The 11,367-nt window shown below is 39.4% G+C and carries 11 protein-coding genes; all 11 read right to left on the reverse strand.

Translation table 11 applies throughout. The features are described 5' to 3' along the window. Positions 1–47: 47 nt before the first annotated feature. Positions 48–1,826, reverse strand: a complete 1,779-nt coding sequence (locus tag I6E69_RS14215) for a sugar phosphorylase (protein ID WP_197121492.1) — start codon at positions 1,824–1,826, stop codon at positions 48–50. Positions 1,827–1,881: 55 nt separating this feature from the next. After that, entirely contained in the window at positions 1,882–3,102 is a 1,221-nt protein-coding gene (locus tag I6E69_RS14220) for a glycosyl transferase (protein ID WP_002958673.1), read from the reverse strand. Next, complete coding sequence (locus I6E69_RS14225) at positions 3,095–4,840, reverse strand: HAD-IIB family hydrolase (RefSeq protein ID WP_197121493.1); 1,746 nt, start codon at positions 4,838–4,840, stop codon at positions 3,095–3,097. The genes I6E69_RS14220 and I6E69_RS14225 overlap by 8 nt, the downstream gene beginning before the upstream one ends. 145 nt (positions 4,841–4,985) lie before the next feature. After that, positions 4,986–6,224, reverse strand: coding sequence for a uracil-xanthine permease family protein (locus tag I6E69_RS14230; protein WP_138490411.1), 1,239 nt, complete (start codon positions 6,222–6,224; stop codon positions 4,986–4,988). A 10-nt stretch (positions 6,225–6,234) separates the two neighbouring features. Beyond that, positions 6,235–6,864: a uracil phosphoribosyltransferase gene (gene upp / locus I6E69_RS14235; RefSeq protein WP_002958676.1), complete on the reverse strand. Its 630-nt coding sequence runs from the start codon at positions 6,862–6,864 to the stop codon at positions 6,235–6,237. Positions 6,865–7,010: 146 nt separating this feature from the next. Beyond that, positions 7,011–7,967, reverse strand: a complete 957-nt coding sequence (locus tag I6E69_RS14240) for a phosphotransferase (protein WP_197121494.1) — start codon at positions 7,965–7,967, stop codon at positions 7,011–7,013. 842 nt (positions 7,968–8,809) lie between these two features. After that, complete coding sequence (locus I6E69_RS14245) at positions 8,810–9,028, reverse strand: hypothetical protein (RefSeq protein ID WP_039489617.1); 219 nt, start codon at positions 9,026–9,028, stop codon at positions 8,810–8,812. A 150-nt stretch (positions 9,029–9,178) separates the two neighbouring features. Further along, entirely contained in the window at positions 9,179–9,475 is a 297-nt protein-coding gene (locus I6E69_RS14250; protein ID WP_182673582.1) for a hypothetical protein, read from the reverse strand. A 126-nt stretch (positions 9,476–9,601) separates the two neighbouring features. Then, positions 9,602–9,949, reverse strand: coding sequence for a hypothetical protein (locus tag I6E69_RS14255; RefSeq protein WP_197121495.1), 348 nt, complete (start codon positions 9,947–9,949; stop codon positions 9,602–9,604). A gap of 36 nt (positions 9,950–9,985) precedes the next feature. Then, positions 9,986–10,537, reverse strand: a complete 552-nt coding sequence (locus I6E69_RS14260) for a hypothetical protein (RefSeq protein ID WP_197121496.1) — start codon at positions 10,535–10,537, stop codon at positions 9,986–9,988. Positions 10,538–10,649: 112 nt separating this feature from the next. Further along, the gene (locus I6E69_RS14265) at positions 10,650–11,129 is read right to left on the reverse strand and encodes a hypothetical protein (protein ID WP_197121497.1); all 480 of its coding nucleotides are present in this window, start codon (positions 11,127–11,129) and stop codon (positions 10,650–10,652) included. Between the last annotated feature and the right edge of the window lie 238 nt (positions 11,130–11,367).

Raw genomic sequence — 11,367 nt, forward strand, 5'->3', positions numbered from 1 at the left:
CCCTAGTTAAAACAAAGGCTCGCAGTGCGAGCCTTTTTTAATAGGTCTTATTTAATATTACTCAGCCACACGCTTTGGTATGGTTCTAGCTCTATTGTTAATTGGCTTTCTTCAATCGTTTTATCTGCCACCAAATCAAACCACTTTTGGGTGTTAATTAAGTTTAAGTCGGCCAATGTGAGTGTTTGTGGTTTATCGCTAATGTTATAAACACAAAATATGCTTTGGCGTCTGTCTATACTTTGTCGCCAAAAACCAAATAATCCCCCTGCTAAATGCAGCGTAAACTGTGTAGCATTTGGGTGGAAGGCACTTTGCTTTTTGCGTACTGCCAATAAACTTTTTATGCCGTTAAACACTTTATGATGATGACTGTACTTTTCACCAATTGCCGTCAGTAGCTTAGACTCTTGCCAACGATGGCGGTTAATAGCACGGTTATGCTGTGAATTTTCAAAGCGTTCGTAATCGTTAGTTGTACCCAACAAACTATGAATATAAAGCCCTGGGATACCTTCAAGCGCAAACATAATTGCGTGAGCACACATAAACCGCTCCAGGCCAAACTTATCTGGGCCATTGTGCGTCCCTTGGAGAGCATCAAATAAAGCAATATTTAGCTCGTACGGTGTATGCGTTCCATCGTTACTGGTTCGCATTGATACACGACCACCAAATTGCATAGTGGTACTTACAAGTGACGCCACTTCACTGGGTTGCAATAAACCTTCAATTGGTCTGAGCCCTATTCCATCGTGCGAGGCTATAAAATTAAAGTATGCCGTACCATTTTGCGCAGGTGGCATGCTCATCATCCAATGCTTAATTGCAGTGCTATCGCCACTAAGTAATGTATGAAGCAATAAAGGCGGCAGTGCAAAGTTATAAATACTGTGCGCTTCGTTGGCATTACCAAAATAAGACAAGTTTTCTTGATTTGGAATATTGGTTTCGGTAATTATAACTACGCTCGGCTCTGCGTGCTCAATAAGTGTTCGCATTAGCCTTACGGCTTCATGTGTTTGCGGCAAGTTAATACAACTTGTATTAAGCTGTTTCCACAAAAATGCGACCGCATCAAGTCTAAATAAACGCACGCCATTGTCTAAATAATGGCGAATTATTCCCACAAACTCTTTAAGTACCTCGGGGTTTGCAAAATCAAAATCAACCTGATCGTGACTAAACGTACACCACACGTGTTTTTCGCCGCTTGGCGTAGTTACAGTATTTAATAACGATGAGGTTCGCGGGCGTACAACTTGGCTTAAATCATCCGTTAAGCTCGCCGTTTTGAAATAATCTTTACCCGGGTGTAAATCATTTAAAAAGTTCTCAAACCATACACTTCTGCTTGAGCAATGGTTAATAACCAAATCCGCCATTAGCTTTACATCTTTAGCGATATTTTGAATATCTCCCCAATCACCCAAGGACTCGTTCACTTGCACGTAGTTCATTACGGCAAAGCCTTCGTCTGAGCTGTACGGGTAAAATGGCAATATGTGCAGCGCATTTAGTTGCATATCACATTGCTCTTTTATAAATCTGTGTAGTGTTTTAAGCGGTGCCTCCATTGGGCTCGATACGGCAAATTCGCTATCATCGTGTTTAATAATAGAGTCGCCATAAGCAATCAATACTATATCTTGTTCATCCCATCGGTTTGTATGGGGTGTCGGGTCGCGCAGTGCATTGCTACCTAATATAATTTTAATGAGTTGCTGAGCAAGCTCAGTAACCGATAAAGGCAGCTCAACACCCTCATAAATAATATGAAGATGTTGCTCTACTCGTTGTAAAAATAATTCGCTAACTGTGCTCACATGCGCCCCTAATATTTATTGTTTAGACTTATAGGCTAGTTAACCTGCACGCAGGTTAACTATATTCTTCGTTATCTAGCTCTACGGCTTCTTTTAAGCGCTCAAGTACATCTGGCATTGCTGATACAACACGGTTCCAACTTGGCACAAATGGCGCTTCCATTGGGTTTTCTAAAAAGTGTTGCCCTGCTTCCATAATATTTTGTGCAAACATTTCCACTGCTTTTTCTTCTTGGTGTACATCAAGCGTTAACCCGTTCATTAGCGCGTCGTTATGATACGTTTCTATAAAATCTAGACCAATACGGTAATAAGTTGCTTTTAATGAACGGATTGTTTCGCTGGTAAAAGTAACACCTTGAGTCGCCAGCTTTCTAAACAATGCCTTAGTAATATCAATCGACATTTTAGACAAACCTGCACTTTGATCATCAAGTGAAAGTTCTTGGTGTTTATGATCGTAATTATCGGCAATATCTACTTGGCACAAGCGGTTATGCGAATAGTTACGATACATTTCACTCAGTACACCTATTTCAAGGCCCCAATCACTTGGGATACGAATATCGTTTAATACATCGCGTCTAAACGAAAACTCACCTGCAAGTGGGTATCTAAAAGAGTCCATATATTCAAGGTAGTCGGTATTGCCTAAAATTGTTTTAAATGAGCGAAGCAATGGCGTTACTAATAAGCGCGATACACGGCCATTAATTTTGCCATTAGCAGTACGCGGGTAAAACCCTTTACAAAATTCATAGTTAAAGCGCGGATGCGCAACGGGGTAGATTAAGCGAGCAAGTAGGCTTCTGTCGTAGGTTAAAATATCGCAATCATGTAGCGCGATAGACTCTACTTCTGCTGTAGCTAATTTATAGCCCATGCAATACCACACATTACGCCCTTTACCCAGCTCACGTGGTGCAACACCTAGCTCTTGTAATTCTTTATCAAGTGCTTGTAAGCGTGGGCCGTCGTTCCATAATACTTTATGGTTTTGGTTTAGCTCTTTAAAAAAGCCAAGTGCATGGCGATACTGTGCTTCGTCGGCTCTATCTAAGCCTATCGTAATTTGTGATAAATATGGTACTTCGCGCAACTCGCTAACTATATTTTGCAGCGCAGGGCCTTCTAGTTCACTAAATAGCGAAGGAAGTATCAACCCCATAGGGCGCTGCTTACTAAAAGTAAGTAGCTCTTTTTCTAGGTCTTCTATTGGTCTGTCGGCAATATTATGTAGTGTTGTAATAATGCCATTTTGGTAAAAATCAGCCATGAGATTTTTGCTCCTCAGAAATACTTAAAATACTGCTAATACACGGCAACGACGTTATTTCTTCAATCCAGCCCAGCGGTGCTGGTGATTGAGAATATCGTGCTTTGTTGTGCGACAATTTAACCGGCTTTTTACTCGCCGGATTGGCAATAATAATGGCGATATTTGCGTGTTCTAACATTTGCTTATCGTTATCGCTATCACCCAGTGCTATAACCGTGAGAGGCTTTCTGAAATGATGGGTAAACTGTTTAACTAACCACTGCTGTGCAGCGCTTTTATCGGTATTTTTGGCAATATGAATGAAGCGTCCGCCAATTTTTATATCGTAGCCGAGTGCTTCAACATCGTTTACAAAGGCTGTGAGTAATTCGTCATTGCCATACCAATAAAGAGGGTCTGAATAATCGCGAGTTTGTGCGCGTCTTGCTTGTGCATCGTTTAGCCCGGTAAGCTCTGAAATTTGCTCACTCGATAAGTCACTAAACAATTTGTAATGCGCTTTATAATCCGCCTTTAAAGTATTTAAATCATTTAATAAACTCGATAACGGCTTTGCCATTGCGTAGCACCAATAAGCGCCTACTTTTTTACAACCAATTGGCTTTAATTCAAAATAGTCTTCTGGAATAAATACCGCTGCACCGTTTTCGACAATAAAAGGCTGTTGAATATTTAAATCGTTTTTAAGCTCTATAACTTCGCAAAAAGTTTTGCTGGTATTAAACACCACAGGAATATGCGCATTTTGCAGCTGCTGTAATAACTCACTGATATTATTTGTATTGTAATCGGCGTGATCGAGTAATGTACCGTCCAAATCTGTAAAAATAATAGGTTGAAGGGTGTCATCACTTGTTAGGTGCATACCGCTAATATCTCGGTTGCTATCAAGTTCAATTAAAGCATTTGCTTTAGCGCTCAGTGTGTTTAAGTTCTCACGCGTAATGCGCTCAAAATGAGAAATAAAATACACCAATTGCTCGTTAGTCATGGTGCCTGAGCCTTCACCTTTTTTGGCTATTAGCTTTTGTTCTTGCTCTTGTCGCCATGTAAAAACATCACTAAAACTCGGTGCTTTTAGCATAACTGTATAATCAATTAGGTTAAAAACGGCTTTATATTCATTTGCCAAACAGCTATTTACACAGCGGCGCCAAACGCCTTCTTTATCAAACTGTTGCTCTAACTCGTTAAGCGGCTCACTCAATGAAAACAGCGGTTGTGGCTCACTGCCCACGCACCACCCTTCTAAAATAACAATATCAACTGGCTTTTCGTTTGTTAGCCAATCACTTGCTGGCACGCAGTCGTCTTCGTGTTTATTAAAACGTGGAAGCGGTACGTTTACCTCTCCTGCCAGTAAATTAGTTATTGTTCTATTCATTAACGCTACGTCGTGAGTACCTGGTACTCCGCGAGTAGTAAAAAGAGGATGTACGTCTTTGGCAAGCTCAGTACGTGCTTGTTTTGCTAAATAAAAGTCATCAATTGACAATGCTACACTGTTAAGTGGTGTGTTTTTAGAAAACCACGTAACTAAAAAATCTGCGAGTGTTGTTTTTCCTGAGCCCTGGCATCCATTTATGGCAACAAAAATAGGAGTATTTGTTTTTTTAGATTCGAGGATGTCATGCGCAAGTGGAACAAAATATTGCTCACTCAAATATTGATACTTTAAAGGCAGTTGGTGTTTTGCTAAAAACGGGGTTATATCCACAATATTGGCCTCTGACATAGTAACTCCTTTGCATACGATGCGTTCTGGAAATTAAATGCAGATACTAGACCATTATTATTTTTGTATATTTATTAACAAGTTAAAAAAATAGCGCATTGAAAATGCGCTATTTTGGTGCAATATTTTTAACTTACGTGCACTATTAACTCTCTTGAGGCTGCGCCTTAGGTAATACAAGGTTGAGCACAATGCCTAAAATAGCGCATAAACTTACGCCCTCTAAACTAAATTGGCTACCACCAATATGCATACCGCCAATACCGCACACCAAAATAAGTGCAACAATACTTAAGTTACGTGGTGCTGTTAAATCATCGCCCGACTTAACTAATGTATTTAGACCCACTACAGCAATAGAGCCAAAAAGTAGAATCATAATGCCGCCCATTACAGGTACAGGTATAGTCTGTAAGCCAGATCCCATTTTAGCAACAAAGGCTAAAATAATGGCGATAATGGCTGTCCACATCATTACTTTAGGATTGAAGTTTTTGGTAAGCATAACTGCTCCCGTTACCTCTGAGTAAGTTGTGTTAGGCGGGCCGCCAAATAATGATGCAGCAGACGTCGCAAGGCCATCACCAAACAAAGTACGGTGAAGCCCAGGCTTTTTCAAAAAGTCTTTATTGGTTACTTGGCTTATAGCCATCATATCGCCAATATGCTCAATTGCAGGTGCTATTGCTACAGGCACCATAAACAAAATAGCCTGCCATTTAAACTCAGGCCATGTGAAGTTTGGTACAGCAAACCACTGTGCGTTAGTTACCGCGTCAAATTGCACAACGCCCATTGCAAGCGATAAACAATAACCCGCAACAACCCCTGCCAGAATAGGTATAAGCTTAAATACGCCTTTTCCCCACACTGCAAAAATAAGCGTAACCACTAACGAGAACAACGAAATATAAATAGCGCTGTTGTAATCAATAATTTGAATACTGCCGTCGCCACTTTTACCCATCGCCATATTTACAGCAACAGGTGCAAGCGCTAAACCAATAACCATAATTACAGGGCCTACAACCACAGGCGGTAAAATTTTATGAAGCGTTGCAACGCCCTTAAATTTTACTAATAAACTTAAAAGCATATAAGCAAAGCCCGCTACCATTAAGCCGCCCATAGTGGCTGGCACGCCCCACATTTGCACAGCGGCAATAATGGGTGCAATAAAAGCAAACGATGAAGCTAAAAATATAGGCACTTGGCCTTTAGTCACTACCTGAAACAGCAAAGTACCAATGCCAGCGGTAAAAAGCGCAACATTAGGATCCAAGCCCGTTAAAAGTGGCACTAATACCAGCGCACCAAATGCTACAAACAGCATTTGCGCGCCCGTTAAAATAGTTTTTATTGAAAAGGTGTCATTATTTTGCACTTAAAGACTCCTAAACAGTACCGAATATTTTGTCGCCCGCATCGCCTAAACCAGGGATAATATAGCCCTTTTCGTTTAAGTGGCTATCTACAGAGGCTGTAAATATTTCTACGTCGGGATGTGCTGTAAGTGTTTTTTCCACACCTTCTGGTGCAGCTACTAATACAATTACTTTGATTTCTTTACAGCCTGCTTTTTTAAGCATATCGATTGTGGCAATCATTGAGCCACCTGTTGCAAGCATAGGGTCAATAACTAAGCTTAAGCGCTCATCAATATTACCTACTAGCTTTTCAAAATATGGTACTGGCTCTAGCGTTTCTTCGTTACGTTCAAGACCAACAACACTTACTTTAGCCGCCGGTAATAACTGCATAACACCGTCCATCATGCCAAGACCTGCGCGTAAAATAGGCACTACGGTAATTTTTTTACCTTTAATATGCTCTACTTTTAATTTATTGCCATCCCAGCCTGTAATTTCGTTATCTTCTAACTGTAGGTTTTTAGTTGCTTCGTAAGTTAATAAGGTTCCAACTTCAGAACATAATTCACGAAAGCTTTTAGTACTAATACCATGCGCTCGCATTAGGCCTAGTTTATGTTGAACAAGAGGGTGTGAAATAACGTGAATTGCCATGATATAAACCTACTGATACAAGAATTTGCAGTATTTTATATTAAAAAAGGTCATTTGACCTGTAGTTTTAAAGAGATTTTCATACATCGTGCCAAAATGTATTGTTTTGCTTGATATTTATGCAAGCAATCAACTCGTTGTGTTTATTAAATGTTACTCGCTAACCAGCTATTTACTTGCTGTTGCATATAACTATTTATTTTTTGATGCTCAGGGCTCCAGCCAGCTAAAAATCGATAAAAGTCAGCCCATGCAGCAGGCCATAAAGCGAGCCAATCGTCAGCTATTTTACCTGCTGGTGCTGTAGGATGATAAGTAGTAATAGCAGTCTTTAAATTATCAAAATAATACGCAAGGTACTCATCAGCGCACTCGTGTAATTGTGTATCACTTAAGCAACTGGTCATAAAATACATTACATCAATTATCCCAGAACCGGCTCCTATATATTGAAAATCATAACCGAGTATTTCATCGCGCTCATTTGCTGCAAAGTTAGCAAGTTTTGCATCGCCATGAATCAGCGTTTTATACGCACAACTTTGTAGCTGCTCATCTATTTTATGTGCAGCATTTTTAATATCGGACTTTTTATCAAGGTTATCTTTTAGTTTATTAAACTCATCTGGGCGCGTGCTTAAATGCCAGTAGTTGCCTTGCTGCCATAACCCTTCAGCGGGTTTACTTAAGTTAAACGCATGAAAGTGTGCAAGCCACCTTAATATAGCTTTAACATGTTGTGGCCCTGCTTGAGTAAACCCATGTTTGGTGAAATCCTTAAACACCAGCGCATATTCATCATCTTTATTAATTGCACCTATACATTCAATACTTTGCGCATGTACTGGTAAATGCTGGCTATAAAGCTTATAAAATGTGTATTCAACACTATATGAATGCTGCTTTCTTTTAAGCGCAAATTCGCTTTGTTTAATTTTAGGATGGTATATATAACTGGGTATTTTAATAGCTTTAATAACGCAGGCTTTATCATCAAGCTGGCACTGCACAATACTGCCACATCCACTCCAAAGTGATGTAAGCGTATCGCCAATTTCAATGTGCTTAAAGTGAGGTTGTAATAAAGGAATGTAAAATGCCATAGCTATATTAAGTAATTAAGTTTTTTGTAGTTTAACATTAGTGGACGTTTTTAATAAAACTAAGGCATAAAAAAGCTCCACTTGGTTTTATACAAGTTTGTATGTAAATAGTGGCCAAAATCACTATGCCACTACACATGCTCAGTTAAGCCAGAACCAATATTTGAAGGAAATGAAAAATCATAGTCTGTTGAAGTAAAGTCGTAATGCCTCGGTGTTAATTGAGCTTCTTTGAAGCTGGTTTAATAATAATTATCAAGTGTTTTAATAATAGTTTTAATTATTGCTTGTTGTTCCATTGCTGATAACTCCATAGGTTGAAATTCATATAGCGCCGCAAGCAAAGGCGAGCGCTTGCGCGAGTCCAGTGGTGCAAAGCACCACGATTTTGACTTGCTTTGTTATGAGTTTGGCTAGCCTCGTACTGCATTTTGCACATCATAGAATTCTTCTATTCGGCCAACATTTATTTGCCCATGATTGTTTAGGAGCACATTAACACCAACATGTAAGACCACCTCTCGTATTACTCTATTGGTTACTACCAATTGACTTTGTGAAGAGTAATGGCCTTCACCAACTTTCTTCATATCGTGGTGATACTCAATACTTGCTACTGCTCTCGAATCATCGTTACTAACCGGCCAAACTACAATACTTATCCAGCCGTCGTTTCCAGTAGCTCTCCACCGAAAATCATGACCTTCCACGGAGATGTTTCGACTACCTTTTTTACTTACACCCATTCTCTGATTCTCTGTGACTCATAACGCCCCAGTATGCCGACGAAACGAGCGCAGCGAGTTGAGTTCGGAATAATTGGATTGTTATGTGATTACTATTTAACGCCCCGCGCTTTTGTTTTTAGACTTAAACAAACCTTTACCAGTTAATAGCGACAAATAAACACCCACTACAATTATCATTAACATTGAGCCAATAAAAAGTTCTCTTTGAATTACAAAAGTAACTGGAATTACAGAGGCTATAAATAACATAAAAGTGGATGAGATATTCTTCTTAGTAATATAACTCGCAGTTTTAATTCTAAATAATTTCATTATTAAACTCCTTTTTTGTTTTCAGCACAAATCACATAACTTTAAGCTAAGGGGCACAGATGCGTGGGGCATAATGGCGAAGCCGCCCCGCGTATAGGCGTCCCAGCGACCGGAGGGAGCGAGCTTGAGCGTTTTGTTAGAAGTGCCATGCTACCAACCCTCCAAATGTGTACCAACTTCTTTGCCTTTTTCGAGGTCATCCTTTGCAAGGTAGCCAAATCTGTTATGTTCATTTCGCATACTTAGCCTATGAAATGTAATGCAAAAAAGTAAATATACAAACCAGAAAAAGAATAATAATCCACTAAACAATAATGACTTTTCTACTAAATCTAAGCCATCCCTAAAAAATACAATCGGAATTCCAATTAGGGCAACAAGCCAAGAAATATGTAAAAAAGAGACTTTTGCAGCGGTCTTTAAAATAGTGGAGTTGTAATAAGACATTTGCAGATCCTTCTGGCACTTCTAACGCTTTGCTAAGGGGCAATTGACTGTTGGCTAAACTTGCGCGAAGCGCCAAGCCAACTGTTAATTGTCCCAGTGAGTTTACGAACGAACTTGAGCAACTTGTTATATGCTTTCACTCGCCACTTCCAGATCAAACCATACATGTTCAGTTTCGCCACCCAAATTAAAACGATAGCCGAAAGGTAATGCCATATACAGTGCTAATTCAGGCCGATTTTCAATGATATGTTGAAAATGAACTGTAACCAATGAATCAATATTTCCATCATATTCATCGGTAGTTAACCACCAACCACTCATATGGTCAGGTGAAGGATAACGAACTCCTTCAACTGGGGTGGTACCTTCGTAAATACCTTTTGATATAGTTACAAGCTGGGCTTGCTCAACTGGTTGGTATTGAGCACCATAATGTTCACAACACTCTTGTTGGTTTAACTCAATACTCAAGATTCAAACTCCAAACTTTCAAAAGCATATAACTCCCTAATCAGCCGAGCCGTTGTGCAGCGTCGGCTGCATTTGCTTGTTAGCTTGAATATACTCTAGCCCCAACTCTTTTTTACATATATCTCCGCTCTCAAACTTTTCATCAGAATAAAATAGTGCACCAATTATCTTATTATTTGTTGGGTTAAAAGACACACTTAACGAATCAACTCCTTTCGTTTCATTGCGATTAATTTTTAAAGTCAAAGAGGTTTGGTTTTCTGTGCGTTGCATTTTAACATGTGTAACAGAAGAAACTTGGTAAAAAGCAGGATACAGAATTAAGGAAGAACTGAACGCGTTAATTAAGGCTTGTTTATCATTCCACTCTGGAATTGATTTCTTATACCTTTCCATTTCAGTTAGGTAATCATGATATTCATCTATTCGATCAGCAGAGTGATAACTTTTTGAAAGGTTCTTAACGTCATAAATATAATTATTAATTTGAATAAGCTCATCACTTGAGCATACGTTAGCGAAACTCCCTGCTGTAAAAGTCGAACTTAGTAACAAAACTAAATGACTAAGTTTTATATTTGAAAACATACGCCTCCCTTTAAGCTAACGCCGGTAGCAATTGCCGGAGTAAGTTGGATTGTGTTTTTGCGTCTTGTTGCAAAAACCAAGACAGCTTACGGAGGTCAATTGGCTACCTTTGTTAAGCATGGGATGCCAGGTATTTAGATAATTCATGGCTTTCTCCTGCATACCGCGCCACCTGCGCTGCAAACCCGTCGAAATCTTTCATAAAGCATGGAATGGTTAGCGGTGCCATTGATCCTTCCGAGAGGAGACATATATAAGGCAACCCATACATGCTTTGAAAATATACCTTACAGTTTGCATCCCACGATACAAACTTATTTACACAATATAAATTGCAACATTTAATACCTTTCTCTGAAACTTTCGTCGGATAAACATACGCCAACATCCAAAACAACAATAGTAACACTGCAAATCCTGCAAAAGGGATAACTGCCGAAATCAACAGATCTTGGTAAGCAGGAAAACGATCGAATCGAATCTGCCCAACAATTGTGGCTCCGATTATCAACAATCCCAAAGCAGCGCACAACTTAAACAAGTGCGACTTAATAAACTCGAGCTTAATCAGATATTTTGTTTCTGCCGACATATACTTCCTGATGGTGCTTAGACATAATGACTCCCACACGGTGTTAGCCTCCGCTTTTCGTGGGTTAGCTTAATTCAAAGCCAGAGCCATAATTAGTTTGTCAATTAACTAAACAGCAGAGGCTAACATGAATAAACATAGCATACTTTTTATCGGTCTTGTGTAGTGGTCAACTAATTTTGGCCACAGTTTTAGAATCTTGATATCTAATCTCAGATTCATTCGGCGCTAAACCAGC

It is taken from the genome of Pseudoalteromonas sp. NZS100 (assembly GCF_015864815.1).
Lineage (GTDB): Bacteria > Pseudomonadota > Gammaproteobacteria > Enterobacterales > Alteromonadaceae > Pseudoalteromonas > Pseudoalteromonas distincta.

What these genes read in the sequence shown, in the direction of transcription:
- I6E69_RS14220 (WP_002958673.1), bottom strand. Translation starts at nt 3,102, where the DNA reads ATGGCTGATTTTTACCAAAATGGCATTATTACAACACTACATAATATT.
- I6E69_RS14225 (WP_197121493.1), bottom strand. Translation starts at nt 4,840, where the DNA reads ATGTCAGAGGCCAATATTGTGGATATAACCCCGTTTTTAGCAAAACAC.
- upp (WP_002958676.1), bottom strand. Translation starts at nt 6,864, where the DNA reads ATGGCAATTCACGTTATTTCACACCCTCTTGTTCAACATAAACTAGGC.
- I6E69_RS14240 (WP_197121494.1), bottom strand. Translation starts at nt 7,967, where the DNA reads ATGGCATTTTACATTCCTTTATTACAACCTCACTTTAAGCACATTGAA.
- I6E69_RS14245 (WP_039489617.1), bottom strand. Translation starts at nt 9,028, where the DNA reads ATGAAATTATTTAGAATTAAAACTGCGAGTTATATTACTAAGAAGAAT.
- I6E69_RS14250 (WP_182673582.1), bottom strand. Translation starts at nt 9,475, where the DNA reads ATGTCTTATTACAACTCCACTATTTTAAAGACCGCTGCAAAAGTCTCT.
- I6E69_RS14260 (WP_197121496.1), bottom strand. Translation starts at nt 10,537, where the DNA reads ATGTTTTCAAATATAAAACTTAGTCATTTAGTTTTGTTACTAAGTTCG.
- I6E69_RS14265 (WP_197121497.1), bottom strand. Translation starts at nt 11,129, where the DNA reads ATGTCGGCAGAAACAAAATATCTGATTAAGCTCGAGTTTATTAAGTCG.